Annotated in this window: 21 protein-coding genes; 11 read left to right on the plus strand and 10 right to left on the minus strand. The window is 73.2% G+C overall.

Annotated elements, in window-relative coordinates; genetic code table 11:
* Nucleotides 1-33: 33 nt before the first annotated feature.
* Nucleotides 34-789, minus strand: coding sequence for a S1 family peptidase (locus B124_RS04245; RefSeq protein ID WP_496501253.1), 756 nt, complete (start codon nucleotides 787-789; stop codon nucleotides 34-36).
* Nucleotides 790-1,412: 623 nt separating this feature from the next.
* Nucleotides 1,413-2,033, minus strand: coding sequence for an Rv1733c family protein (locus B124_RS04250; RefSeq protein ID WP_496501254.1), 621 nt, complete (start codon nucleotides 2,031-2,033; stop codon nucleotides 1,413-1,415).
* 197 nt (nucleotides 2,034-2,230) lie between these two features.
* On the opposite strand from B124_RS04250, the gene B124_RS04255 reads away from it, so the two are divergent.
* On the plus strand, nucleotides 2,231-2,914 hold the full coding sequence (locus tag B124_RS04255; RefSeq protein WP_496501290.1) for a response regulator: 684 nt from the start codon (nucleotides 2,231-2,233) through the stop codon (nucleotides 2,912-2,914).
* Between the two features lie 92 nt (nucleotides 2,915-3,006).
* Here the strand turns inward: B124_RS04255 and B124_RS04260 are convergent, their stop codons facing one another.
* Nucleotides 3,007-4,851 (minus strand): sensor histidine kinase, encoded by a 1,845-nt coding sequence (locus B124_RS04260; protein ID WP_496501255.1) that lies wholly within the window; start codon nucleotides 4,849-4,851, stop codon nucleotides 3,007-3,009.
* A gap of 250 nt (nucleotides 4,852-5,101) precedes the next feature.
* Here B124_RS04260 and B124_RS04265 point away from each other — a divergent pair, with 250 nt between their 5' ends.
* Nucleotides 5,102-5,674 carry a TIGR03086 family metal-binding protein gene (locus tag B124_RS04265; RefSeq protein ID WP_496501256.1) on the plus strand — a complete coding sequence of 191 codons (573 nt, stop codon included), beginning with the start codon at nucleotides 5,102-5,104 and terminating at the stop codon, nucleotides 5,672-5,674.
* A 19-nt stretch (nucleotides 5,675-5,693) separates the two neighbouring features.
* On the opposite strand, the gene B124_RS04270 is transcribed toward B124_RS04265, so the two are convergent.
* From B124_RS04270 to B124_RS04285, 4 genes are all read right to left on the minus strand, one after another.
* Nucleotides 5,694-6,176, minus strand: a complete 483-nt coding sequence (locus B124_RS04270) for a PaaI family thioesterase (protein ID WP_496501257.1) — start codon at nucleotides 6,174-6,176, stop codon at nucleotides 5,694-5,696.
* A gap of 54 nt (nucleotides 6,177-6,230) precedes the next feature.
* Complete coding sequence (locus tag B124_RS04275) at nucleotides 6,231-6,812, minus strand: ATP-binding protein (RefSeq protein ID WP_496501258.1); 582 nt, start codon at nucleotides 6,810-6,812, stop codon at nucleotides 6,231-6,233.
* A gap of 260 nt (nucleotides 6,813-7,072) precedes the next feature.
* The gene (locus tag B124_RS04280; protein WP_496501259.1) at nucleotides 7,073-7,840 is read right to left on the minus strand and encodes an enoyl-CoA hydratase/isomerase family protein; all 768 of its coding nucleotides are present in this window, start codon (nucleotides 7,838-7,840) and stop codon (nucleotides 7,073-7,075) included.
* A 116-nt stretch (nucleotides 7,841-7,956) separates the two neighbouring features.
* Entirely contained in the window at nucleotides 7,957-9,192 is a 1,236-nt protein-coding gene (locus B124_RS04285) for a L,D-transpeptidase (RefSeq protein ID WP_496501260.1), read from the minus strand.
* A 371-nt stretch (nucleotides 9,193-9,563) separates the two neighbouring features.
* Here B124_RS04285 and B124_RS04290 point away from each other — a divergent pair, with 371 nt between their 5' ends.
* From B124_RS04290 to B124_RS04330, 9 genes are all read left to right on the plus strand, one after another.
* Entirely contained in the window at nucleotides 9,564-9,848 is a 285-nt protein-coding gene (locus B124_RS04290; protein ID WP_496501261.1) for a hypothetical protein, read from the plus strand.
* Nucleotides 9,849-9,882: 34 nt separating this feature from the next.
* Nucleotides 9,883-11,859 carry an ABC transporter ATP-binding protein gene (locus B124_RS04295; protein WP_496501262.1) on the plus strand — a complete coding sequence of 659 codons (1,977 nt, stop codon included), beginning with the start codon at nucleotides 9,883-9,885 and terminating at the stop codon, nucleotides 11,857-11,859.
* On the plus strand, nucleotides 11,856-13,712 hold the full coding sequence (locus B124_RS04300; protein ID WP_496501263.1) for an ABC transporter ATP-binding protein: 1,857 nt from the start codon (nucleotides 11,856-11,858) through the stop codon (nucleotides 13,710-13,712). The genes B124_RS04295 and B124_RS04300 overlap by 4 nt, the downstream gene beginning before the upstream one ends.
* A 294-nt stretch (nucleotides 13,713-14,006) precedes the next feature.
* Nucleotides 14,007-14,351: a hypothetical protein gene (locus tag B124_RS04305; RefSeq protein WP_496501264.1), complete on the plus strand. Its 345-nt coding sequence runs from the start codon at nucleotides 14,007-14,009 to the stop codon at nucleotides 14,349-14,351.
* Nucleotides 14,352-15,889: 1,538 nt separating this feature from the next.
* Complete coding sequence (locus B124_RS04310; protein WP_496501265.1) at nucleotides 15,890-16,786, plus strand: lysozyme; 897 nt, start codon at nucleotides 15,890-15,892, stop codon at nucleotides 16,784-16,786.
* Between the two features lie 143 nt (nucleotides 16,787-16,929).
* Nucleotides 16,930-19,188, plus strand: coding sequence for a right-handed parallel beta-helix repeat-containing protein (locus B124_RS04315; protein ID WP_496501266.1), 2,259 nt, complete (start codon nucleotides 16,930-16,932; stop codon nucleotides 19,186-19,188).
* On the plus strand, nucleotides 19,185-19,670 hold the full coding sequence (locus B124_RS04320) for a cupredoxin domain-containing protein (protein ID WP_496501267.1): 486 nt from the start codon (nucleotides 19,185-19,187) through the stop codon (nucleotides 19,668-19,670). The genes B124_RS04315 and B124_RS04320 overlap by 4 nt, the downstream gene beginning before the upstream one ends.
* On the plus strand, nucleotides 19,670-20,953 hold the full coding sequence (locus tag B124_RS04325; RefSeq protein ID WP_496501268.1) for a hypothetical protein: 1,284 nt from the start codon (nucleotides 19,670-19,672) through the stop codon (nucleotides 20,951-20,953). Before B124_RS04320 ends, B124_RS04325 begins: the two co-directional genes overlap by 1 nt.
* 18 nt (nucleotides 20,954-20,971) lie before the next feature.
* Nucleotides 20,972-21,574, plus strand: a complete 603-nt coding sequence (locus B124_RS04330; RefSeq protein WP_496501269.1) for a TetR/AcrR family transcriptional regulator — start codon at nucleotides 20,972-20,974, stop codon at nucleotides 21,572-21,574.
* Between the two features lie 281 nt (nucleotides 21,575-21,855).
* On the opposite strand, the gene B124_RS04335 is transcribed toward B124_RS04330, so the two are convergent.
* The 3 genes from B124_RS04335 to B124_RS04345 all read right to left on the minus strand — a co-directional run.
* Complete coding sequence (locus B124_RS04335) at nucleotides 21,856-22,941, minus strand: hypothetical protein (RefSeq protein WP_496501270.1); 1,086 nt, start codon at nucleotides 22,939-22,941, stop codon at nucleotides 21,856-21,858.
* Nucleotides 22,941-24,371 carry a polysaccharide pyruvyl transferase family protein gene (locus B124_RS04340; protein ID WP_496501271.1) on the minus strand — a complete coding sequence of 477 codons (1,431 nt, stop codon included), beginning with the start codon at nucleotides 24,369-24,371 and terminating at the stop codon, nucleotides 22,941-22,943. Before B124_RS04340 ends, B124_RS04335 begins: the two co-directional genes overlap by 1 nt.
* Nucleotides 24,372-24,423: 52 nt before the next feature.
* Nucleotides 24,424-25,011: UDP binding domain-containing protein (locus B124_RS04345; RefSeq protein WP_496501272.1), on the minus strand; the 588-nt coding region annotated here is incomplete at its 5' end.

The following is a 25,011-nucleotide window of genomic DNA, read 5'->3' on the forward strand; positions in this document are numbered from 1 at the left end:
TCCGCCCGGCGGCCGTTCGCCGGGCCGCCCGGGTCAGGGCAGGGTGAGCCCGTGTTCCTGGAGCACGTCGACCACCGGCTGGTAGTACGTCGTCCCGCCCAGGCTGCACGAGCCGCCGGACACGATCAGCCCGAGCGCCGTCCCGCCGGAGTACGCGGAGGCGGTGCGGTCGCCCGGCTCGGTGCAGGTAGTGGAGCTGAACACGCCGTAGACCACGCCCTCGGGGTAGTTGACGGTGAGGTTGACCGCGGTGACCACGCCGCAGTGCACGCCGGTGGTCCCGCTCGCGTGGCACACCTGCTGACCGACCGAGGGCGACGCGGCGCCGGTGATCGCGATCGAGCCCCCGGGTGCGCCGGACGACAGCTCGCTGGGGTAGGTGAAGTCGGGGTTGGTGTACTGGATCACGGCGAAGTCGCTGACCGGGAAGGTCGCGCCGTCGGTCCGGCCGATCTCCACCGTCCTGGCGGAATCCGCGTACCAGACGGCACCGGCGTTCCGGACGCAGTGGCCCTGCATGAGGGCGTAACGCTCTCCGCCGCCACTCGCGTTGAACCCGACCGGGCAGGACAGTCCGGTGCTGCTGTAGAGCATGTCCCCGCCGCGGATGGCCTGTTCCTGCGCCCCGGCGGCGGGTGGGGCGAGTGCGGTGAGCACGGCCAGGAACACGGCGGCCAGGACCGCCGTCAGCGGGGCCAGTTTCACGGAGGCACGGGCGGGGGCGAGAGCGGAGGCGGGGGCGGTGGCGGTGGCGGGGCGCGGGGTGAGCGGAGCGCGACGTAAGTTCACCTGGTCTCCTTCGAGGATGCCCCGTCCTTGAGGGCGGGGAGGAATCGGAGTTCCTGCGGAGCAGGGCATCGGGCGGCGTTTCGCCGCCAGGGCGAAAGGCCGTGCTTGTTGGGCAAGTTGACCTCCGGTGATCAGGTCTATTAGGTTGCTCTGTGTGAAGATCGTCGCGCAGGTGAAGTTGTTGCCTGCGTCCGCGCATGACGCGCATGCACTGGCGGCGACTCTGCGTGCCTGCAACACGGCTCCCGCAACATCGCCCACCGGGCCGATGCTGCGTGGCAGCGGGGCGCAGTCAACCGCCCCAGTACCGCCTAGCGATACCGGACGCAGGAAACCACAGCGGGACATCAGCTCTCACTCTGCCTGCAAACCCGGCCCTTCAGGGCCAGGTAGTTGACGGATCCTCCCGTCGTGGGGTCGGCAACCGCATTGTGGCGCAGGGCCGACTGCCCCGTACAGCAGAGCCGTTCGGCCCTTTTCGAGTGCGTACCGTCCACGGGATGCTGGGTCCGCCTCGGCGACCCGTGGCGTGGGGGGTGAGAGCCGGTGCGGCGCGGACGGCGTCGCCGCACCGGCTCACCTTCGTCCGCCCGCCCACGGGCCGCCGACGCGCGCCCACCGCGCTACCGCTCAGACTGTCCCGCGCTCCCCTGCCGCCAGTACGGCTCCACCCGCGCCCAGTCGCGCTCCCACTCCTGCGCGCGCCTGGCGTCCAGCCGTACGCGCACCACGGTCCTGCACCCGAACGCCAGGCAACCCACCGCGCCCGCCACCGCGCCCGCGGCCACGGCGCTCTGCGCCCTGGTGTCCCCCGGGGGCGGCGGCGGGTCCACCGCGTGCCGGCCCGCGGCGTCCGTCCAGATCCGCACCTTCGAGCCCTCGGGCAGCCCGGCGGACACCACGGTGCGGTCGGTGTGCGCCAGCCCGTCCGCGTCCCGCCAGCGCACCTCGGCGACCACCTCCCTGCTGGACCAGGCGCCGCCCCGCGGCAGCGTCGGCGGCGGCGTGTCCTGAAGCAGCACGGCCCTCGTACGGTGCACCTCCGCGCGGCGGCTGCTCAACTCCCCGTGGACGGCGGACGCCGCCGCCCAGGCACCCGCGCTGCCGCCGAGGACGAACACCGCGACGGCACCGAACGTCGCCCAGCCCTCCCACACGTCCGTACGCCGTCTGAAGGGGTTGCGCCGGCTCCACACCGCCCGTACCCGGCGGCGCGGCCCCCTGCGCCCCGCTCCCGCGGCCATCGGCACCCCCATCCGCTTCCCGTACGCCCGAGTAAATGCCCTCGCATCGACTGTCGCACTCCGGGCCCCGTTCCGGCGAGTATCGGGCGGACGCGGTCGCCCAAACCCGCCAGGCCATGGGTCCGTTCGGCCCTACCCCCGCGCACGGCGGCCGAGGACGATCGATCCAGCCGAGCAGGAGCTGAAAGGTGCCCGACGTGACAGTGGAGAGGCAATTCTCGGCGGCCCGGCCCATCAGGGTCTTCCTCGTCGACGACCACGAGGTGGTCCGGCGCGGCCTGCGCGACCTGCTGGAGTCCGAGCCAGGGATCGAAGTGGCCGGTGACGCGGGCACGTTCGCACAGGCGGTCGCCCGCGGGCCCGCGCTGCGGCCCGACGTCGCCGTGCTGGACGTACGGCTGCCGGACGGCGACGGCATCGGGGTCTGCCGCGAGCTGCGCTCGCGGATGCCCGGCCTCGCGTGCCTGATGCTGACGTCCTTCGACGACGACGACGCGCTGCTCGACGCGATCATGGCGGGCGCCGCCGGCTACGTGCTCAAGCAGATCAAGGGCGGCGACCTGGTCTCCGCGGTACGGACCGTGGCCGCGGGGCAGTCCATGCTCGACCCCGCCACCACCGCCCGGCTGATGACCAGCCTGCGCCGCGACACCCCTCCGGCGCCGGGGAATGCGGCGGTCGCCGCGCTGTCGCCGCGCGAACTCGACGTCCTGGAGCTGATCGGCGAGGGCCTGACGAACCGGCAGATCGGCCAGCGGCTCTACCTGTCGGAGAAGACGGTGAAGAACCATATCTCCCGGCTGCTGGCCAAGCTGGGTGTGGAGCGCCGTATCCAGGCGGCGCTGCTCGCCAGCAAGGCCCGGCGCCCGCCGGGCGCGTGACGCCGGCCGTACGCCCCCGCCGCGCACCCGCAGTACGCCCCGCCGCACGTCCCGGCGGTACGCCCCGCCGCGGGCCGCTGCGCCGCGCCGTCTCACGCCCGGCCGGGGTCCGCGGCGCTCCCGCCCGTGCCGCCCGCGCGATCCGCTCCGTCCGCTCCCCCGGCTCCGGCCGCTCCGTCCCCGTACCCGGCCGCCCGCTCCGCCGCGGCGCCGGCCTCCCCCGCCCGGCAGTCCAGCGGCACCCGCCACACCAGGCGCGTACCACCACCGGGCGGCGGGTCGAGCGCCAGCTCGCCGCCGAGCCGCCGGGCCCGCTCCGCGATGTTCGCCAGCCCGCTGCGCCGCCCGCCCTCCGGCAGGCCGCGCCCGTTGTCCGTCACCGTCAGCGCGACCAGGCCCTGCCCGGCGACCACCGTGATCCCGACCGCCGACGCGCCCGCGTGCCGGGCGGCGTTGGACAGCGCCTCGCCGAGCACCGCCACGAGATGGTCGGCCACCGGCGCCGGCACGTCGGTGTCGAGCAGCCCCTCGGTGCGCAGCACCGGCGTGAACCCGAGGGCGGCGACCGAGTCCTTGACCTGGCTGAGCACGCGCAGCCGCAGGCCCTGCGCGGTGGGCCCGTGCTCGTGCCGGCGCAGACCGAAGATCGTGGTACGGATGATCTTGATGGTCTCGTCCAGGTCGTCCACGGCGCGCAGCAGCCGCTCGGTGCCCTCCTCGTGCGTCACGAAGCGCACCGCGCTCTGCAGCGTCATCCCGGTGGCGAAAAGCCGTTGGATGGCCAGGTCGTGCAGGTCCCGGGCGATGCGGTCGCGGTCCTCGAAGAGCGCGAGCTGCTCGGCGTCGCGGCGCCGCTGGGCCAGCTCCATGGCCACCGCCGCCTGCCCGGCGAAGCCCACGAGCGCGTCGGTCTCCTCCGGGCCGAAGCGCTCGCCGCCCGCCTTCCGGCCGACGAGGAGCACGCCGCGCAGCCCGTCGCTGGTGCCCAGCGGCACGGCGAGGGCCGGGCCGATGCCGTGGACCGGCAGCTCGCTGTCCCGTATCCGCGGGTCCTTCGTCACGTCGTCGCTGATCACCAGCTCCACCCTGGTGAAGGCGGCGCCGGACAGCGTGCTCTTCATGGGCAGCGTGGATCCTTCGAGTACGCCCGCGGCGGTGCCCTGGGCGAGCGCGACACGCAGCTCGTCGGCGCCCTCCGCGGGCAGCGCGACGGTGCCGAGGTCGGCCCTGAGGATGCTGCGGGCCCGGTCCAGCATCAGGCCCAGCACCTCCTCCTGCCGGGCACCGGAGAGCAGGGTGTTGGTCACCTCGCCGCTGGCCTCGATCCAGCGCTGCCGGCGGCGGGCCTCCTCGTACAGCCGGGCGTTCTCGATCGCCACGCCGGCGGCCACCGCGAGCGTCGACAGGACCGCCTCGTCCTCGCCGTCGAACTCCTCGGCGCCGCGCTTCTGGGTCAGGTAGAGGTTGCCGAAGACCTCGTCGCGGACCCGGATGGGCACGCCGAGGAAGGAGCGCATCGGCGGGTGCCCGGCCGGGAAGCCGTACGAGGACGGGTGGTCCCGCAGCTCCTGGATGCGCAGCGCCTCCGGATGCCGGATCAGCTCCCCGAGGACGCCGTGCCCCTGCGGCAGCGGGCCGATCCGCTCGCACTCCTCGGCGGAGACCCCCACGGGGACGAACTGCGCCAGCCGCTCGCCCTGTTCGATCACGCCGAGCGCCCCGTACTCGGCGTCGACCAGCGCCACCGCGGCCTCCACGATCCGCCGCAGGACCTGGCGCAGGTCCAGCTCCCTGCCGACCGTGAGCACCGCCTCCAGCAGGCTGTGCACGCGATCGCGGGTGCCCCGCACCTCGTCTATGCGCAGTTGCAGCTCGTCGAGGAGCTGATCGAGCTGGAGCCGCGGCAACTGCCCGCCTCCGTGTCCGCTTGTCGCCATCGCATCCCCCCACCGGACCCCGGGTGGTCAGACCGCACCTGCCCTGCACCACGGTAGCCACGTCGTCACGCTCCGGGAGGCGTTCCCGGTCACCCGAACGCACGAGGCGGCGAGAGCCTGCGCCGAGCCGCACGCACGCCGGCTGCCACGAGCGGGGAACGGGCCCGCGGCGCGGGGACCGGGGGCGCCCGGCGGGCGGCCGGACCCGCTCGGCGGGCGGGCTGTCGGTGCCCGGCCTTACCGTGGGCACATGGCACACGAAGAGACCCTGGCCCTGCACGCCGCCGCGCTCGACCAGTTCGCGCAGCACGTCCACCAGGTCGGACCCGACCAGTGGGCGGCGCCCACGCCGTGTACGGAGTGGAGCGTGCGGGACCTCGTCAACCACATGGTCGTCGAGCAGTTGTGGGTGCCGCCGCTGCTCGCCCGGGAAAGGCCGGAGGACATGGGCGACGAGTTCGACGGCGATCAGCTCGGTGACGACCCGGTGGCCGCCTGGGACGCCGCCGCCGCCGATGCCCGCGCCGCCTTCGCGGAGCCGGTCGCCCTGGCCCGTACGGTGCACCTGAGCTACGGGGACAGCCCCGCGGAGTCGTACTGCCTGGAGATGGCGGTCGATGCCGTCGTGCACTCCTGGGACCTGGCCCGGGGCATCGGCGCGGACGACGTGCTGCCCGTGGAGCTGGCGGAGTTCGCGCTGGCGCAGGTGGAGCCGCAGGCCGCGATGCTGGCGGCCAGCGGGCTCTTCGCCGACCCGGTGCCGGTGCCGCCGGACGCGGACGCGCAGACGCGGCTGCTGGGACTGACCGGGCGCCGCCCCTGAGCCGCGGGGGGCTGCCGGGCTAGGTGTCTGCGCGCGGCGGGGCGGTGAGGATCGTGCCCTGCGCCACCGCGCACAGCTCGCCGCCGGGCCCGCCGTCCGCGGCGTCCGTCCCGGCCGCGGTGTCCGTCCCGTTCGTCCCGGCCGTCCCGTTGATCACGTAGATGTCGCAGCGGCAGACCGCCTGGCGGCGGCCCGCGTGCACCACGTACGCCTCGGCCCGCAGCGTGCCGTCCCGCGCCGGGCGCAGGTACTGGACGGAGAAGCCGCCGGTGAGGACGGCCGGGCCCAGCACCGTGCCGGCGGCGAACGTCAGCGCGTTGTCGGCGGCGTAGGCGAGCAGCCCGCCGTGCGCGTAGCCGAACTGCTGCCGCAGGTCGTCGCGGATGTCCACTTCCAGCGTGGCGGCGCCGTCCGCGAACGCGGTGATCCGGGCGCCGAGCAGCCGGCTGAACGGCTGCTCGTCAAGCACCTGCTGCGCGAAGTCGATCCCGAGGTCCGTCATGTGACCCCAAGGTAACCGCTGTTGAGCTGCGCTCCCACCCCGGCCGGCCGGCGATTACCCCCGCTCGGGCACCCGCAGCTCGACCCAGGTGCACTTGCCGCGCGGCAGCAGGTCCACGCCCCAGCGGTCGGCGACCTGGTCGATCAGGAACAGCCCGCGTCCGCTGGTGTCCATGTCGCGTACGGGCATCAGGCACGGCAGCGCGCGCGAGGGGTCGCGCACCTCGATCCGGATCCGGCCGCGCCGCCGCGACATGCTCAGCCCGAACGTGCGCGCCCCGGTGTGCCGTACGGCGTTGCCGACGAGTTCGGAGACCAGCAGCACGGCGTGCTCGGCGAACCGCGGCGACATCCCCCAGTGCCCGACGACCACCGCTTCGGAGAGCCGGCGGGCGGTCGAGGCGGATTCGGGCCGTGAGGGCAGCCGCACTTCCCCGACGGCCGGATTGCCCAACAGCTCGACGGGCGCGGGGGCCGCGCCCCCCTCCGCACCGGCCGGGGCGGGCGTGGGGAAGCTCCGGTAGGCGGGCGACGGCAGCGGTCGCGGCAGGGGTCCGCACGGCTGCCGTACAGCGAGGGGCGCCGGACGCGCCGGCTGTTCCCGGTGGAGTTGCTGGATGTCCTCAAGGCCCGCCATGGCCTCATGATGGCGCGGGCGGACGGCTTTGGGGGCATTTCCGCGCCAACAAGTCCTGCGGAAGCCTACTTTCCGTGAGCACACTCTGGCATATGCCAGCGCCATCGGGTTCGCTCCCACCTCGCTGACCTGCGCAAATCCCCTGCAGACAACGGCCGCACGGCCGCAAAACGCCCGAATCACTGAAGTCTCACTTCAGGCGTTCACTACCCCCGGGCGGGGGTAGTGGTCACGGAGCGTCGCCGCCAGCCGGGTGCGGCTCAGCGGAATTCCGCCTTCCCCGGGCCCTTCTCCACGAAGCTGCGCATCCCGGTCTCGCGGTCCTCGGTGGCGAACAGCCCCGCGAACCAGCTCCGCTCCAGCGCGAGCCCGGTCTCCAGGTCCGCCTCAAGCCCGTGGTCCACCGACTCCTTCGCCGCCCGCAGCGCGATCGCGGGCCCCTTGGCGAGCCGCGCGGCCCAGGCGTGCGCCTGCTCGTACACCTCCGCGTCCGGCACCACGCGGTTGACGAGCCCGAGCGTCAGCGCCTCGTCGGCCTTGACCATCCGGCCCGTGAAGATCAGGTCCTTGGCCCGCGCGGGCCCGATCAGCCGGGCCAGCCGCTGCGTGCCGCCCGCGCCCGGGATCAGCCCGAGCAGGATCTCCGGCTGCCCCAGCTTCGCGCTCTCCCCGGCGATCCGGATGTCGGCGCAGAGCGCCAGCTCGCAGCCGCCGCCCAGGGCGTACCCGTTGACCGCGGCGACGACGGGCTTGGGCACCCGCGCCAGCGCCGTGAACGACTCCTGCAGGCCGCGGCTCCGCGCGACCATGGCCGCGTGGTCCATCGCCTGCATCTCCTTGATGTCGGCGCCGGCGGCGAAGACCTTCTCGCCGCCCCACACCACCAGGGCGCGTACGTCGTCACGGCCGGCCGCCTCGTCGGCGAGCGCGCGGATCCGGTCCTGGACGGCGATGTCCAGGGCGTTCATGGGCGGGCGGTCCAGGCGCAGCGTACCGACGCCCTCGGCGACCTCCAGGTATGCAGTCATGCCACCACACGTTAGCGCTCATTAACGCCGCGGGGCCCGGTGCGCTTGCTCACACACCGGGCCCCGCGGGACGGGCCGTCTTCACCTGCCGGACGGGCGGTCGCCGCCGCCTTCCGTCACTGCGGTGCGGTCCACTCCTCCCAGGACATGTTCCAGCCGTTGAGGCCGTTGTCCGGGGCGATGACCTCGTCCTTGGCGTTCTTCACCTCGACCACGTCGCCGATCAGGGAGTTGCGGAAGAACCAGGATCCCGGCGTCGACTTGTCGCCGCCGCCGCGGGCGTCGTACAGGCCGATGCAGCCGTGGCTGGCGTTGGCCGAGCCGAACGTGGCCTGGCCGGACCAGTAGTTGCCGTGGATGAACGTGCCGGAGGTGGACAGGCGCTGCGCGTGCGGCACGTCCTTGATGTCGTACTCGCCGCCGAAGCCGACCGTCTCGCCGTTCATCCTGGTGACCTCGGCCTGCTCGCTGATCACCATCTTGCCGTTCCACGTCGGGGTGGACGGTGCGCCGGTGGTCACCGGGATGGTCTTGATGACGCGGCCGTCGCGCTCGACCTTCATCTTCTTGCTGTTGGCGTCGACCGTGCTCACCTGGCGCCGGCCGATCTCGAAGGTGACGTCCTTCTGCTGCTTGCCGTAGACGCCGTCCGCGCCCTCGACGCCGTCGAGGCGCAGGCTGAGCGTCACGTCGGTGCCGGGCTCCCAGTACTCCTCGGGGCGGAAGTCCAGGCGCTGGTTGCCGAACCAGTGGCCCTCGATCTCGACGCCGGGGTCGGCGGTGACCTCGATGGCCTCCTCGACCTCCGCCATGTTCGCGATCGGCTGGTTGAAGTTGATCGACACCGGCATGCCGACGCCGACGGTGCTGCCGTCCTCGGGCGTGAAGTAGCCGATGAAGGAGTTCTCCGGCACGAAGGTGGTGAACGAGGCGTCCTTGGCGGCCTCCAGGCCGTCGGCGTCCTGCGCGACGGCGTGCACCTTGTACTTGGTCTGCGTACGCAGATGGCCGGCCGGCTTCCACTCGGCGCCGTCCTTCGAGATCTCCCCCTCGACCTCGGCGCCCTTCTCGTCCGCCACCTTGACGGAGACGAGCTTGCCCTTCTCGGCGGTGACCTTCAGCTCGCCCCGGGTGCCGACGGCGTCGGCGCCGTCCTTGGGCGTGATCTGGACGACGGCCTGCGACGCCTTCTGCTCACTGCCCGCGCCTTTCCCGCCGCTCTTGCCGCCGTCGCCGTCGTCGTCTCCGCCGTCGGATCCCCCGCACGCCGTCACCAGGACGAGCACGGCCCCGGTCAGCAGCGCCGCCAGGCTGTTCCGGGTACGTCCCCTTCGTATCCGCTCCACCTTCAACGCCGCATTCTCCCCTCGGCCACACCGAGCCAGAATTCCCCCGCGCGTGGTCCAAACGCGCCTTTGCGTTCAAGGTATCCCCAGCCACGAAGATGCGACGCCACGCGATTGTCACTGTTCGGTCCCAACTGATACAGGCCCGCGGCAGCTTGCGCCGCGATAGTCCGGTGGCGCCCCGGGGTGCACCGGGTGACACTGCACCCCGATGACCTCCTCGTCCCCGTCTGCGTCCTCGCCTGCGTCCCCGTCCGCGTCCCCGTCCGCCGGCTCGTCCCCGCCCGGCTCCCCCGCGCGGCACCCGGGGCTGCCCCCGCGGACCCTGCGCAGCCGCGAGTTCGGTCTCTTCTTCACCGCCCGCGGCGCTGAGCCGGGTGGACGCGTACGAGATCGCCGGCTCGCTCGCCATGCTGCCCGTCGGCAACGCGCTCGCCGGGCCGGCCTCGGGGCTGCTCAGCGCCCACGCGGTGCTGGTGGTCGACGGCGCCGTGGCGCTGCTGACGGCGGGCGCGCTGCTGTCCGTACCGGCGATACGCAACCTGTGCAGGGCGGACGGCAGCCGGAGAGGTCCTCTCGGACCGGCTGCCGCGCAGCCGGACGCCGCCCGCACCGACGGGTCAGGAGACGGGAGAGACGGGAGAGACGGGAAAACGAGGTGAGGGCTCAGCCTGCGCTTACGTAGGCTCGGAGGCGATGCCTGCCGCCGACATACGCACCGACGAGCCCGATCCCGCCGACTCCCCGACCACCGCAGTCACCGGCCCAGGCCGCGCAGGACCGCCGGCGGACGGCGAGGAGGACCGCTCGGCGGTCCGCTCGCTGCTGCGGCTGTGGCCGTACGTCCGCCCGGTGCGGGTGCGGCTGTTCTCCGCGGCCGGCGTCGCGATCGTCGCGTCCTGTATCGGGCTGGTCATCCCGCTGGTGCTCAAGTGGCTCGTGGACGGCCCGGTGGCCGACCGTGACCCGGCGGGCGTGTGGCTCGGCGGGCTGCTGATCCTCGGCCTCGGCATCGCGGAGGCGGCGCTGTTCGGCTTCCGCCGCTGGCTGGTGGCGCGCCCGCTGGCCGGGGTGGAGGCGGCGATGCGGGCGAGCCTGTACCGGCACCTGCAGCGGCTGCCGGTGTCCTTCCACGACCGCTGGGCGTCCGGCCAACTGCTCTCCCGCGGCACGACGGACCTCCAGCTCATCCGGATGTTCCTGGCCTTCCCGCTGACGTTCCTGGTCGTCAACGGCACCACGATCGCGGTCGGCTGCGCGGTCCTGCTCGCCCAGGAGTGGACGCTCGGGCTGGTGCTGCTGGCGCCGGTGATCCCGCTGGTGGCGCTCTGCTCGGCCTTCGAGCGGCGCTTCTTCGGCGCCGCGCGCCGGGCGCAGGACCAGGTCGGCGATCTGACGACGCTGGTCGAGGAGGCGGTGCTGGGCATCCGTATCGTCAAGGGCTTCGGCCGGCACCGCAGCCAGGCGCAGGCGTTCCGCCGGCTGACCCGTGAGCTGCGCGCCACGGAGCTGCACAAGGCGCGGCTGCTGGCCGGGATCTGGGCGCTGATCATGACGTTGCCGGAGCTGGCGGTCGGCGCGGCGCTGGTGCTGGGCACGGTGCAGGTGGCGGACGGGGACCTGTCGGCGGGGACGCTGGTGGCGTTCTTGTCGACGGCGATGGCGCTGCGCTGGCCGGTGGAGTCGATCGGGTTCCTGCTGGCGATGTGCAACGAGGCGGCGACCGCGGCGGACCGCTACTTCGAGGTGATGGACGAGCCCAAGGCCGACGCCGCGGACCGCACGGCAGCCGCGGACCGCACGGCAGCCACTGTCCCGCCGGCCGCCCCGGTCCCCGCCGTGCCGGCCCAGCGCACCGGGCCCGCGCCCGGCGCCGCGGACGGCATCCGCTTCGCCGGCGTCGTCTTCCGCCACCCCGACGCCGGGCCGGACGCCGCGCCCGTACTCGACGGCGTCGACCTGCACGTGCGCTCCGGCGAGACCCTCGCCCTCGTCGGCGCCACCGGCAGCGGCAAGACGACGCTCACCGCGCTCGTCCCGCGGCTGTACGAGCCGACCGCCGGCCGCGTCAGCCTCGACGGCCGCGACATCACCGCCCTGCCCCGCGACGAGCTGCGCGAGCTGGTCGCCGTGGCGTTCGAGGAGCCGACGCTCTTCTCTTCCACCGCGGGCGAGAACGTGCTCATGGGCGCGTACGGGGCCGAGGAGCACGACCTGCTGCGGGCGTTGGACATCGCGCAGGCCGACTTCGTCCACCAGCTCCCGGACGGCCACCGCACGGAGGTCGGCGAGCAGGGGCTCAGCCTCTCCGGCGGCCAGCGGCAGCGCCTCGCGCTGGCCCGGGCGATCGTGGGCCGGCCGCGCTTCCTCGTGCTGGACGACCCGCTGTCGGCGCTCGACGTGCACACCGAGGCACTGGTCGAGGCCGCGCTGCGGCGGGTGCTGGCGACGACCACGGCGCTGGTGGTGGCGCACCGCCCCTCGACGGTGCTGCTCGCCGACCGGGTGGCGCTGCTGTCCGGCGGCCGGGTCGCGGCGGTGGGCACGCACGACGAACTGCTGCACGGCAGCGCGGAGTACCGCGCGCTGATGGCGGGCGTGACCGAGGAGAAGGCACCTCAGGCGGGCGCGGGCACCAGCGCGCGCGGCGAGGCGGAGGGGGAGCGGCGATGACGGCGACGGTCACCGAGAGACCCGGCGGCGAGGAGCCGGAGGAGGACCGACCGCACCCGCGGACCGACCCCTTCGACCAGGACCTGCTGCCCGCGCCCGAGGGCGCGTCCCGCTCGCTGCTGGGCTCCCTGCTCGCCCCGCACCGCCGCCGGGTCGCCGCCGCGACCGTGCTGATCCTGCTGCAGCAGGCCGCGGTGCAGGCGGGCCCGCTGCTCGTCGCGTACGCCATCGACCATGCCGTGCCCGCGCTGCGCCGCGACGACCACGGCCCGCTGATCGCCGTCGGCATCGCGTACGCGGTCTGCGCGCTGGCCTCCGGGCTGCTCCAGCACACCTTCGTGCGCGCCGCCGCGCGCATCAACCAGGACGTGCTGCTGGACCTGCGCGGCCGGATCTTCCGCCACGCGCAGGTCCTCGACGTCGACTTCCACGACCGCTACACCTCCGGCCGGCTCATCTCCCGCTCCACCAGCGACGTGGAGTCGCTGCGCGAGCTGCTGAGCGAGGGGCTCCAGGAACTGATCGTCGTCGTGCTGCAGGTGGTGTACATCTCCGCGCTGCTGCTCTGGCTCGACCTGGGTCTGGGCGGCGCGGCGCTGCTGTCGTTCGTACCGCTGTACGCGCTGATCCGCAGCTTCCAGCGGCGTTCGATCAAGATCTACACCAAGCGGTCGACGGCGATCGCCCAGGTGATCGTGAAGTTCGTCGAGACGATGAACGGCATCCGGCCGGTGCAGGCGTTCCGCCGGGAGCGCGCGAACGACGCGGACTTCGACCGCCTCAACGGGGACCACGAGCGGGTCAACGGCGACTCCATCCTGGAGATGGCCCGCTACGTCGTCTCCTCCCGGCTGACCGCGAACACCGCGGTGGCGGCCATCGTGCTGTGGGGCGCGTACCGCGTGGCCGAGGACGATCTCGCGCTGGGCGTGCTGGCCGCGGCGGTGCTGTATCTGCGGCGGCTGTATGACCCGATCGACCGCCTCGGGATGTTCCTCAACTCCTACCAGTCGGCGGCGGCCTCGCTGCAGAAGATCGCCGGGCTGCTGGCGCAGCGGCCGGGCGTCGCGGAGCCGGCGCAGCCGCGCCCGCTGCCGGCGTGCGAGGAGGGGCTGCCGGGCCGGGAGGTGCGCTTCGAGGGGGTCGGCTTCTCGTACCGTACGGGCGGCGAGGTGCTGCCCCGCTTCGACCTGACCGTGCCGGCCGGGCAGACGGTCGCGGTCGTCGGTTCGACGGGGGCGGGGAAGTCGACGCTGGCCAAGCTGCTGGCGCGGTTCTACGACCCGAGCGCGGGCCGGGTCCTGCTCGACGGGGTGGACCTGCGCGAGATCGCGAACGCGGACCTGCGGCGCGGGGTGGTGATGGTCACGCAGGAGGCGTTCCTCTTCTCGGGCACGGTGGCGGAGAACATCGCGATCGGCCGCCCGGACGCGACCCGCGAGGAGATCGAGGCGGCGGCGGAGTCGCTGGGCGCCCATGAGTTCATCACGGCGCTTCCGGACGGCTACGACACCGACGTGCGCAAGCGCGGCGGGCGCATCTCGGCGGGCCAGCGCCAGTTGGTCGCGTTCGCCCGCGCGCTGCTGGCGGACCCGGCGGTGGTGATCCTCGACGAGGCCACGTCGTCGCTGGACATCCCGGGCGAACAGGCGGTCCAGCGGGCGATGCGCACGGTACTGCACGGCCGCACGGCGGTGGTCATCGCCCACCGGCTGTCGACGGTGGAGATCGCGGACCGGGTCCTGGTGATGTCCCGGGGCCGCATCGTGGAGGACGGCCCCCCGGCCACGCTGATCGCCGACCGGGGCCGCTTCGCGGCCCTCCACCGGGCCTGGCAGGACAGCACGCTCTGACCTCCGGCCGGGACGGCGGATTCCGCAGGACCCGGGCTACGGGGCACGCAGCCCCGTGCCGGGCCCGGACGGGGCAGGGGGCGGGAACAGGACCGCTCAGCGGCGACGATCCTGGTCGGCGTGCAGCGGGCCGACCCGGGTCACCAGGGACGTGTCTACGTAGGCCGCACGCAGCCATGCGGATTCTGGGTGAGGCATCGCACGTCAGGGTGCTGCCTGCCGCTCTCGGCATAAGCGGGTACGGCCCAACCAGGTAATAGAAGCATCAGAGCACTGCATCCCTGCCCAAGGCCCGTGTTCGGCCGAGCTAACGTCGACTTCCACGCCATCAGCGTGGCAACCGATCTACGCAAGGCTCGTAAGGCTCTTGGGCTCGCGGACGATCTGGATCCCGATGTGATGCCCTCCCGCGAGCGGCGCGCCCGGCTGTGGGTCGAGGTGGCACGCGGTCACCTTCAGCGAGGCGACAGAACCGCCGCCCTGCATGTCATGCAGATGGCCCATCAGATCGGCGCCGAGACCGTGACATACACCCCGTCGGCGCGCGTCGCAGCCGCTGACTTGTGGCGTTCCGCGCCGCGCGCCATGCGCAAAGAGGCCGGCCGACTCGCTGAATCCGTCGGGGTCGCACCCGCCTGACCAGGGGACGTTAAGGGACAGGGGGACATGCTGTCCCCCTGTTCTGCTGTGTGGGTCCCTACGGTGACGCACCTGCCGCAGCGTCAACCGAACGAGGCGATCCATGTCTATGGGCCTGCACTCGCACGCATCACCCCTGCGCGATGAACTACCCACCGTTGATGACACCACAGGGGAAACCCGCATCCCGCTGGCCTTATACGCGATCGACGAATGCCGCAGCCGCGTTGATCTCGTCCTGTCGCGCGCGGAGTGTGAATCTCTGCTCGCCTCGCTCATGACAGCGCTCGGTTCCCGTGCCCGCGTATCCCGGCCCCAGCGCCCGGAGCGCGTGAGGTGACCAACTCACGTGTGGTTGCCGCTGGCAGACCTCACCGACCAGAACCCCCGCGACCGCGCTGCATACGGTCCGGGGGCGTGGCCCTCAACCCCAGGAGGTTGACGACGTGTTCCAAGCTATCGCGTGGCTGTTCGTGCCGCTGCTGCGGCGGTTACTGCCTGCCCCCGGGCGTCACCGAGAGGCCGGCTCAAGGCCGGCCGCCTGTCGCCTGGATCGTCCGACTGCGCCTGTGGCGTGTGCGCGTGTGGTGGGTGGTGAGGACATCGGGATCGTCCGGCCGTGCGTATTGGCCTATGAGCGTCGGGAGGAGGCGCGTCGGCAGCGGGAGCGGCGGCGCGCTCTGGTCCTTGCGACGCGCGGCGTTGATATCGGTCCGCGCTGGATTCATGGAGTGGAGGTGCCCGCGTGAGTGCACAGAGGAACGGCGGCGGCAGGGTCCGGGAGGCGGATGCGGCGCGGGATGAACTCTCGGCCGCGCGTATGCGCCTCGCCGTGACAAACCCGCGGTACCCCGCCCGCAAAACCAGGGCAAATCACCCATCGGGGCCGACTTTCGCTCACCTACACGCACGCGGCGGGCTCCCGGGCGCCGCGCGCGACAAAGGGGCCGCTGCCCGCGACGGAAGCGCCGGGCACCTTCGCGGGCCAGCCCACCGGCGGGACCACGATCCGCAGAGTCATGACCCGGGTCCGCAACACCACCCCGCAGGACGCCACCCACTCACCAGGGGGTTTGCACTGGTCAGGCGGGTTGTCGTGGTATGTGCCGGTGGGTTGGGCTGCGCCTGACCAGCGGTTCCACCCCCTTGCAGGGCGTCACGACGTGTGCACGGAAGCGACCGTCCGGCCAGTTTCGACCACTGCCGAGCGATTCGGGGCAGGTCCGGAGCAGGTTCGGACACTACCAGCATCCGAGGCACTCAGCGTGTCCGATACGGTACGCTACGTGACTGAAATGCTATTCTTCGTTTCGGCTTTCACCCCATGAAAGTTGACGATTTCCGCTCCGGTAACCGCAGCTCAGCGCACGCGTCACTGGACTGGACCATAAAGGGTGGCGGTCCCCCCTTCTCAGACCGGCGTTCCTATGCGTCACTCTTGTCGTGTTCGCATCAGAACACCGGTCTGTCCGTACAGCACCATCCAGCACCGCCTCTCCCCACCCCCACAGAGCACACACGAGTGCCAGGAGGCCGCGATGCACTTGCACAGATCACTGAAGAACCGCCTCGTCTCCCGCCGCGCCGGCCGCACCCGCGCCGCCGTCGTCCTGGGCGCATCCCTCGCCCTGGTCGCGGGACTCACCGCCCCGTCGGCCGCGTCCTCACCGGCGGACGGCAACGACACGAAGAAGAAGAACCCCGTGCCGCTGGGCCACGCGTACATGGGCATGGGGGTCGAGAAGCAGCAGTCGCCCCCCGAGTACAGCCCGCTGGACCACACCAGCGGCGTGCAGGGGATCGACGTCTCGCACTGGCAGGGCAGCATCAACTGGTCGTCGGTGCGCGGCGCCGGCATCCAGTTCGCCTGGATGAAGGCGACGGAAGGCACGTCCTACAAGGACCCGTCGTTCAACACCAACTACCCGGCGGCGTACCGCGCCGGAGTCATCCGCGGCGCGTACCACTTCGCCCGGCCGAACTCCTCCAGCGGCGCGACCCAGGCCAACTTCTTCGCCTCCAATGGCGGCGCCTGGTCCCGCGACAACCTGACGCTGCCCGGCGTGCTGGACATCGAGTCCAACCCCTCGGGCTCGCAGTGCTACGGGCTCTCGCAGACCGCGATGCGCAACTGGATCCTCGACTTCTACAACACGTACAAGTCCCGGACCACGCGCGACGTCGTCATCTACACCAGCCCGAGCTGGTGGAACACCTGCACCGGCAACTGGAGCGGGATGTCGACGCGCAGCCCGCTGTGGGTCGCGCACTGGACGTCCGCCCACAGCCCGACCATCCCGAACGGGTTCCCCTTCTACACGGTGTGGCAGTACACCAGCACCGGCCGGGTGAGCGGCATCTCCGGCAACGTCGACCGCGACAAGTTCAACGGCAGCCGGGACCGGCTGCTGGCGCTGGCGAACAACACCGCGTAGCGCGGGACGGCATGCGACGGAGGGGCCGGCCGGGCGACGGCCGGCCCCTTCGGCACGGGTACGCGGGGCACGCGCGGCGGCCGGAACTACCGGTGCGTACCCGGAGGGGTCACAAAAGATGAATGTTGCTCTACTCTTCCGCCATGTCGTGGACGCGTAAGGTCCGAACGGCCCTTCTCCCGCTCGTCGCGCTGGGCGCGCTGCTGCTCACCGCCGCCCCCGCCGCCGCACACGAGGAGCGCCCCGTCGAGTTCCCCGACGGCACCGGCAGCGTGCCGGAGTACCGGGACGAGGAGCCCGACCTGCTGGTCTGCAAGCCCGGCCGGGCGGACTTCGAAGCGCGCATCGCCGACTTCCCCGCCGCCCTGCGCGAGCGCAACCTCCGGCTGTACGACCGCTGCCGCGACCGCGGCTACGAGCACCTCCAGCAGGCCGTGGACGCCGTCGACGAGCCCGGCATGACCATCGCCGTGCTGCCCGGCGTCTATCTGGAGGAGCCCAGCCGGCCGAAGCCCACGGGCGCGTGCGCGCGGCTGAAGGCGCCGCGGTCCGGCTTCGGGTACCAGATCCTGTCGTACGCGCAGCAGCAGCGCTGCCCGCACAACCAGAACCTCGTCGCGATCACGGGCAAGCGGGACCTGCAGATCGAGGGCACCGGCGCCGACCGCGGCGACGTCGTCATCGACGGCCAGTACCGCAAGCTCAACGTCATCCGCGCGGACTCCGCCGACGGTGTCTACTTCCGCAACTTCACCGCGCAGCGCTCCACGTTCAACTCGCTGTACGTGCTGGCCGCCGACGGCTTCGCCATCGACGACGTGCTCACCCGGTGGAACGACGAGTACGGCTTCCTCACCTTCGCCTCCGACCACGGCCGGTACCGCGACTGCGAGTCGTACGGCAACGGCGACTCCGGCATCTACCCGGGCAGCGCCTCCGACATCAACGACGGCCGCGGCTACGACGTCCCCCGGTACTCCATCGAGATCAGCGGCTGCCGCAGCCACCACAACATGGTCGGCTACTCCGGCACCGCGGGCGACTCCGTCTGGGTGCACGACAACGAGTTCGACCACAACATGGGCGGCGCCTCCATGGACAGCGCCTTCCCCGGGCACCCCGGACTGCCGCAGAACCACGCGAAGTTCGAGCGGAACCTGATCCACGACAACAACCAGAACTACTACCCGTACGTCGCCGACGGCACCTGCGCCAAGCCGCCCGCTGAGCGCGGCTACGAGCAGGGCGTGGTCTGCCCGCAGATATCCATGCCGCCCGGGAGCGGCATCATCACCGCGGGCGGCAACTGGAACGTCTACCAGGACAACTGGATCTACGGCCACCAGCGCACGGCGTTCTACCTCAACGCCGTCCCCGCGTTCATCCGCGGCGAGAACGCGCTCGGCAAGCAGCTCGACACCTCGCACCACAACCGCTACGCGGACAACCACCTCGGCGTCGACCGCGCGGGCAACGAGCGGCCCAACAAGACGGACGTGTACTGGGACGGGCAGGGCGGGGGCAACTGCTGGCAGGGGGACGTGGGGGCGTCCAGCCCGCGCACGCTGCCGGAGTGCGGCTCGCGGCCGGGCGACGTCTCGGGCGGCTCGGACCGGATCGTCGGCGAGCCGGTGAAGCTGGCGCAGTTGCTGGTGTGCGCGGAGTACGACGTCGAGGCGCGGAAGCTGCCGGCGGGGTGCGACTGGTACGGGGCGCGGGGCATCGAGCGGATCGAGGTGCAGATCGCACTGGCCGTGGCGGTGGTGCTGGGGCTGGTCGGCGGGGTGCTGTGGTGGCGGCTGCTGCGGCGCGACGCGGTGGCCGCGGGCGCCGCGGTGGCGGGGGCGGCGGGGCTGGTGCTCGACGTCGTGGGGTCGGCGGGCTCGTATGCGCACACGTGGGTGCCGGTCGTCGCACTGGTGCTGACCGGTGCGTGGTGGACGGCGACCGGGCTGCGGCTGCGGGCCCGGCCGGCCCCCGGGCGGCCGGGGTTCACCTGGGTCACGGTGGCGATGGGCGCGCTGACGCTGCTGGACGCCTTCGACAAGTCGGTGCTGCTGATCCCGTGGATACCGCTGAGCCCGGCGTGGCTGCGGACGCTGCTGGGGCTGGTGTGGGTGGTCTGGGCGGTGATCGCGGTGGCCAGACGGGCGCCCGCGGCGGAGCCGTCGGCGGAGAAACCGGTGGCGGGCTCCGGCGCGGATCCGGCGGATCCGGAGGCGCGCCCGGAGGCGCGTCCGGGAGTGGAGCGCAAGGCGGATCCCGGGCCGGACTCACGGCCTGCGCAGGCAGCCCCGGACGCGGGCCGCCGGGCGGCGGGCCCGGGCCGCCGGCCGGGACACGCCGGCCCGGAGCCCCGGCCGGGCGCCGGCGGCCCGGCGCCGGAAGCCGGGCTCGCATGAGCCGCCGCCCTCTCTCCCCCGCCCCCGCCTCCTCCCGCTCCCCCTCCCCCGCCGCACGCCTGGCCGCCGCCGCGGCGCTTCTGCTGGCCGGCGCCCTCCTCGCCGTCGGCTGTGCCCGCGGCGACACCCACCACAAGCCCGGCACCGGCCACGAGGTCGCCACCGGGTCCGTCCCGCCCGCGACCCACGTGCCCGACCGCGGCGCCAACGGCTCGGACGCCGGCACCACCGTCGAGATCGCCGTACGGGACGGGCGGGTCAGCCCCGCGCCCGGCCGCACCGAGGTGGGACGCGGTGAGCGTGTCACCCTCCGGGTGACCAGCGACACCGACGACGAACTGCACGTCCACGGCTACGACGAGACCGCCGGACTGCGCGCCGGCGAGCCCGCCGAGCTGACGTTCACCGCGGACCGCACCGGGCTGTTCGACGTCGAGACGCACGAATCCGGTCTCGTCCTCACCCAGCTCATGGTGCGCTGATGCCGCTCGCCCACGGCGTCGGCAGCACCCAGGACCTGCCGATACCCGCCTTCTACGCCTACGCCGGCGGCTTCGCCGCCCTGCTCGCCTCCTTCCTCGCACTCGGCCTGCTGTGGCCACAACCCCGCTACGCCGGCGCCACCGCGGGCCGCCCGCTGCCCCGCGCCGTGCAGCGCCTGGCCGCCGCGCCCGCCCTGCGCCGCACCGCCGCGGGCGCCGGACTCGCCGCCGCCGCGTTCGTCGCCGGCCACCTGCTCCTCGGCCCCGACGACCCCGCCCGCAACCCCGCGCCCGGCGCGGTCTACGTCCTGATGTGGGTCGGCCTGGTCCCCGCGTCCGTCCTCCTCGGCCCCGTATGGCGCCTGCTCAACCCGCTCCGTACCCTCCACGCCCTCGCCTGCCGCGCCCTGGGCCGCGATCCGGCCGCCGGCCGCCCGCTGCCCGCCCGACTCGGCCACCGGCCCGCCGCCGCCGGGCTGCTGGCGTTCGCCTGGCTGGAGCTGGCCGCCCCGGAACCGACCGCCACCGCCGCACTGTCCGCCTTCCTCGCCGCCCACGCCGTCGTCCAGCTCACCGGCGCGGCCGTCTGCGGCGACCGCTGGTTCGCGCGGTGCGACCCCTTCGAGGCGTACAGCGCCCTGCTCGCCCGGCTCGCCCCCGTCGGCCGCCGCCCCGCCGACGGCCTGCTCGTCCTGCGCTCCCCCCTCGCCGGGCTCGACGCCACCCCCGCCGTCCCGGGGCTGACCGCCGTCCTGTGCGTACTCCTCGGCTCCACCGCCTACGACGGCTTCTCCGCCGCCCCCTCCTGGATCGACACCCTGCAGACCTCCTCCCTCGGCCGCACCACCACCGCCACGCTCGGACTGCTCGCCGCCATCGTCCTCGTCGCCGTCCTCTACGCCGCCTGCGCGGCGGCCGTGCGGCTGGTCTCCGGCCGCCTCGCCCACCCGCTGGCCGCCTTCGCCCACTCCCTCCTGCCCATCGCGCTCGGCTACCTCGTCGCCCACTACTTCACGCTCTTCGTCACCGAAGGCCCGCGTACCCTCACGATCGCATCCGGCACTGACAACCCGGCCCCGGCCGACCCCCCGCTCTCCCCCGGCGGCCTCGCCGCGCTCCAGGTCACCGCCGTCGTTACCGGCCACGTCCTCGGCGTGATCGCCGCCCACGACCGCGCCGTCCGCCTCTTCCCGCCCGCCCGCGCCGTCGCCGGCCAACTGCCGCTGCTCGCGCTGATGGTCTGCTACACCGTCGGCGGCCTGACCCTCCTGCTGGCCGCGTAGCACCGGAGGTCGGGCACCATGGACGACGTGAGCACCCCCTCCCTCCGCCGCACCCCCGTCCAGCAGCGCAGCGCCGAGCGGCTGGCCCGGATACTCGACGCCTGCGCCCGACTCCTCGACGAGACCGGCTACGAGGACCTGACGACCAGCGCCGTCGCCGACCGCGCGGGCGTGCCCATCGGCTCCGTCTACCGCTTCTTCCCCAACAAGCGGGCGCTGGCCGACGCCCTCGCCGCCCGCAACCTCGACGACTTCACCGGCCGCATCACCCGCCGGCTGGCCGCCGAGCCCGCGCAGGCCGACTGGCGGCGCATCCTGGACTCGATGCTCGCGGAGTACGTCGCGATGATGCGTACGGTCCCCGGCTTCCGGCAGGTCGACTTCGAGGCCAACGACCCGGTGGCGGCCCGGCTGTGCGACATCCTCGCGGAGCGGCTGTCCCTGCCGGCGACGGCGTCGCTCCAGCGCGCGTGCCTGGTGGCGGTCGAGGCGGCCGACGCGCTGCTCCAACTCGCCTTCCGCACCGACCCCGAGGGCGACGCGGCGCTGCTGGCGGAGACGCGGACGCTGCTGCACGCCTATCTGTCACGCACGCTGGACCTGCGGTCGGCCCCGGGGTGACCCGGCCCGGCCGTCCGCGGAGTGCACCGGCCGACCCTGCGGTGCAGATGGCCAGCCGCAGCCCGGGGCGCGGCGCGCCGAGCGCGGGACCCGGGGCCTCGCCCCCGGCCCCGGGAGGTGCCGGCGTTCCAGTGGCGCAGCGCGGCCCCGCGCCCGCCGGCACGGCGGAACCGTCGACTGGTCCCGGCGCGGGCGCCCGGGGCAAAGCCCCGAGGCCCGGACGGGTGGCGCCGCCACCGCCCGCCCGCGGCGCCGGGTCCCCGGCCCCGGCTGTCCCTGCGCTACGGAGCCTCGGCCGCCGCCAGCAGCGCGCCCGTCACCGCCGCGTACGCCGCGGCCACCGACAACCGGCGCCCGTCGCCGGACTCCGCAGAGTCCGCGGATGCGGCGGAGTCCGCGGCGCCCGCGGCGCGCGTCTGGGGCACCAGCGAGTCCAGGTCCCCCACCACCCGTACCCCCGACGCCCTGATCCCCGCCACCATCTCCGCGCTGACCTCCGCCGCCGCCTGCCGCGCCCACGCCGGTGTGGCGATCCGGTCCGCGTCCCCCTTCGGCACGTACGCGCCGCGCAGCCGGCGCACCAGCTCCTCGCGGACCAGCTTGCGCTCCGCCGCCGGGCGTTCGGCCCTGACCAGCTCCCGGTTCACCACCCGCAGCAGCTCCACCTCCCCGGCGGTCAGCGACCGGTTGGTGAACCCGTCCTGCTCCGGCTGAAGCACCCCGTCCGGCAGTCCCAGCAGCCCTTCGAAGGCGCGCAGGTGCGCCAGCGGGTCGGCCTGGTCGACCACGACCACCGTCAGGTTGCCCGCGCCGGCCGCCTTCGCCCAGCGCGCCACCAGCTCGTCGTGCCGGTGGCGCCGCCAGAACGACGGCGTCGGCTTCCGGTAGGGCGGTCTGCGCAGCATCCCGTCGAGCCACTTGTCGTACGTGTGGTGGTGACCGGACTTGATGTACTCCTGCCACTGCGACGGCAGGATCTTCACCAGCGGTCGCAGCGTGACGACGACGTGCACCCGCTCCCCGCCGAGCCCGTCGACCACCGCACGCGCCGCGTCGTCGTCGGCGTTGGCGAAGCGCTCGCTGCTGATGACGACCCGGCGCCGCCGCCCCGCACCGGCGACCTCCGCGCACAGCTTCTCCCAGTGCGCCATGGTCGGCGCCTCCAGGCTGTTCACGGGCGTCCCGCCGGCGATCGCGGAGGCGGCGTGCGCGGGCTGCCGTGTGGCGCCGGCATACCGCACGCCGTGGGCGGCCAGCGCGCGCCGCCCGCGGTGGAAGGCCCCCTGCAGCGTCGTGGTGCCGGTCTTGTGCGGCCCGATGTGCACCAGCCGGGTACCCGGCGGGAGCGCCCCCTGCCGCTGCGCCATCAGCCTCTCCCGCCCCGTCGCTTGAAGATGCCGAGGCGCGAACGCGCGCCCATGGCGTTGACCCGCCGCTCCAGCCCCGCGAGCTGCTTCTCCAGCCGCTCGACCTGCGCGGTCAGCTCCTCGTTGCGCTCCTTCAGCTCGCCGATGCGGCGCGCCGCCCCGTCCTGCCGCTTGCGGATGATCTCGGCGCGCTCGTGCAGCCAGGAGACGCGGTAGCGGTTGGCGCCGTCTTCTGCGCCGTCCCACAGCCGCATCGAGGGCGGCAGGTCGAGGCCGGCCATGCGCTCCTCGAAGGCCGCGCCGCGGTCGCCGTGGGTGTAGGTGTTCTTCAGGCCGTTGCGGTCGAGGAAGCCGGCGAAGCGGTCCCAGCGCTCCTGGTGGCCGTTCTCCAGCCCGGCGAAGTCGGCCTTCTCGTACAGGTCCGCCGGGTCCAGGTCGGCGGGCTGGTCGGCCAGCATCTCGTGCGGGATGCCGAAGTAGCGGCAGAGTTCGAGGGTGCGCGAGTCGTGGACGAGCACGACGGCGGGGGTGCCGGCAAGCAGCGCGGTGATGTTGCCGTGGATGCGGGTGCCGAAGGCGAAGTCGTGCTCGCGCAGCTCGGCCATCCAGCGGTACGGGTCGGTGGGCACCCGCATCTTGTCGTCGCGCAGCAGGCCGTGCGACGCGCGGTTCGGCAGTTCGGCCGCCGTGCCCTTCTCGACGGAGGTGTCGCCCCAGAGCAGCAGTTCGGCGTCGGTGAGGTTCTGGGCGTAGTACGTCAGGTCGGCGAAGCGCTCGTACGCGCGCTGCACGATGGCGGCGATCGGGCCGACGCGGGGAGCGTCCGGCGAGACGTTGACCGCGATGCGGGAGGCGTCGGTGATCCCGCCCTCGGGCCTGCGGACCGCGGGGAAGGTGTCGCCGTGGAGGAACATCGACGGGCAGCCGATGACCTCGACGTCCTTGTCCTTGTAGCCGAGTCCCTTCAGGTAGTCGGCGGTCAGCTCGCCGCGTACGCCCACGGACGCGGACCGCTTGAGCACCGCCTTCATGAACCGCTTGACGGACGGCTCGATGGCCTGCAGGCGCTCGGTGTCGTAGTCCGTGCCGGCCTGGGCGCCGACGCCGATGACGACGACGGGGACGGTGAGCTGCTCGATGAGTCTGCTGAGCCGGCCCAGCGACGGCTCGAACGACGGGCGGAAGGCGTTGGCGAGCGGGACGACGAAGGCGTCGTACTGCTCGTTGATCTCTGCCGCGCGCTCCTTGGAGTAGTCCGTTTTGATGCCGTTGGAGACGACCTCGGTGCCGGGAACCTGGAGCAGCTTGTGCGTGGCGTCGCTGAACACCAGGTTCCCGGCGTTGGTGCCGATGAGGTCCTGCTGGACGACCTCGGTCCGCGTCGGGACGTGGAACGGGCTCTTGCCGGAGCGGATGAGGAGGTGCTTCATGGCGGGGGGAGTTCCTGTCCGTGTGGGGGCGGTGCCCGGTGGGTGGGACGGTTCAGAGTTCGGGGCGGCCGATGGCTCTGAATGTCCAGCCCGCGGCGCGCCACGGCGCCGGGTCGAGCGTGTTGCGGCCGTCGATGAGGTGCGCGGTCCCGGCGGCCCGGGCGAGCCGGCGCGGGTCGAGGCTGCGGAACTCGCTCCACTCGGTGAGGTGCAGCACGACGTCCGCGCCGCGGACGGCGTCCTCGGCGGAGTCGGCGTAGCGCAGCGTGGGGAACTCCCGGCGGGCGTTGTCCATGCCCTTGGGGTCGTAGACGGTGACCTGGCCGCCCTGGAGGTGGATCTGCCCGGCGACGTTGAGGGCGGGGGAGTCGCGTACGTCGTCGGAGTCGGGCTTGAACGTCGCGCCCAGGACGGCGATCCGGCGGCCGAGGAAGGTCTCCCCGCAGGCTTCGCGGGCGAGTTCGACCATGTGGGCGCGGCGGCGCATGTTGATCGAGTCGACCTCGCGCAGGAACGTCAGCGCCTGGTCCACGCCGAGTTCGCCGGCGCGGGCCATGAACGCGCGGATGTCCTTGGGCAGGCAGCCGCCGCCGAAGCCGATCCCGGCGCGCAGGAACTTCTTCCCGATCCGCTCGTCATA

The organism is Streptomyces sp. CNP082 (assembly GCF_059570535.1).

Coding starts and splice junctions, on each gene's coding strand:
- B124_RS04250 (WP_496501254.1), bottom strand. CDS start 2,033: ATGGCCGCGGGAGCGGGGCGCAGGGGGCCGCGCCGCCGGGTACGGGCG.
- B124_RS04260 (WP_496501255.1), bottom strand. CDS start 4,851: ATGGCGACAAGCGGACACGGAGGCGGGCAGTTGCCGCGGCTCCAGCTC.
- B124_RS04265 (WP_496501256.1), top strand. CDS start 5,102: ATGGCACACGAAGAGACCCTGGCCCTGCACGCCGCCGCGCTCGACCAG.
- B124_RS04270 (WP_496501257.1), bottom strand. CDS start 6,176: ATGACGGACCTCGGGATCGACTTCGCGCAGCAGGTGCTTGACGAGCAG.
- B124_RS04275 (WP_496501258.1), bottom strand. CDS start 6,812: ATGGCGGGCCTTGAGGACATCCAGCAACTCCACCGGGAACAGCCGGCG.
- B124_RS04280 (WP_496501259.1), bottom strand. CDS start 7,840: ATGACTGCATACCTGGAGGTCGCCGAGGGCGTCGGTACGCTGCGCCTG.
- B124_RS04295 (WP_496501262.1), top strand. CDS start 9,883: ATGCCTGCCGCCGACATACGCACCGACGAGCCCGATCCCGCCGACTCC.
- B124_RS04300 (WP_496501263.1), top strand. CDS start 11,856: ATGACGGCGACGGTCACCGAGAGACCCGGCGGCGAGGAGCCGGAGGAG.
- B124_RS04310 (WP_496501265.1), top strand. CDS start 15,890: ATGCACTTGCACAGATCACTGAAGAACCGCCTCGTCTCCCGCCGCGCC.
- B124_RS04315 (WP_496501266.1), top strand. CDS start 16,930: ATGTCGTGGACGCGTAAGGTCCGAACGGCCCTTCTCCCGCTCGTCGCG.
- B124_RS04320 (WP_496501267.1), top strand. CDS start 19,185: ATGAGCCGCCGCCCTCTCTCCCCCGCCCCCGCCTCCTCCCGCTCCCCC.
- B124_RS04325 (WP_496501268.1), top strand. CDS start 19,670: ATGCCGCTCGCCCACGGCGTCGGCAGCACCCAGGACCTGCCGATACCC.
- B124_RS04330 (WP_496501269.1), top strand. CDS start 20,972: ATGGACGACGTGAGCACCCCCTCCCTCCGCCGCACCCCCGTCCAGCAG.
- B124_RS04335 (WP_496501270.1), bottom strand. CDS start 22,941: ATGGCGCAGCGGCAGGGGGCGCTCCCGCCGGGTACCCGGCTGGTGCAC.
- B124_RS04340 (WP_496501271.1), bottom strand. CDS start 24,371: ATGAAGCACCTCCTCATCCGCTCCGGCAAGAGCCCGTTCCACGTCCCG.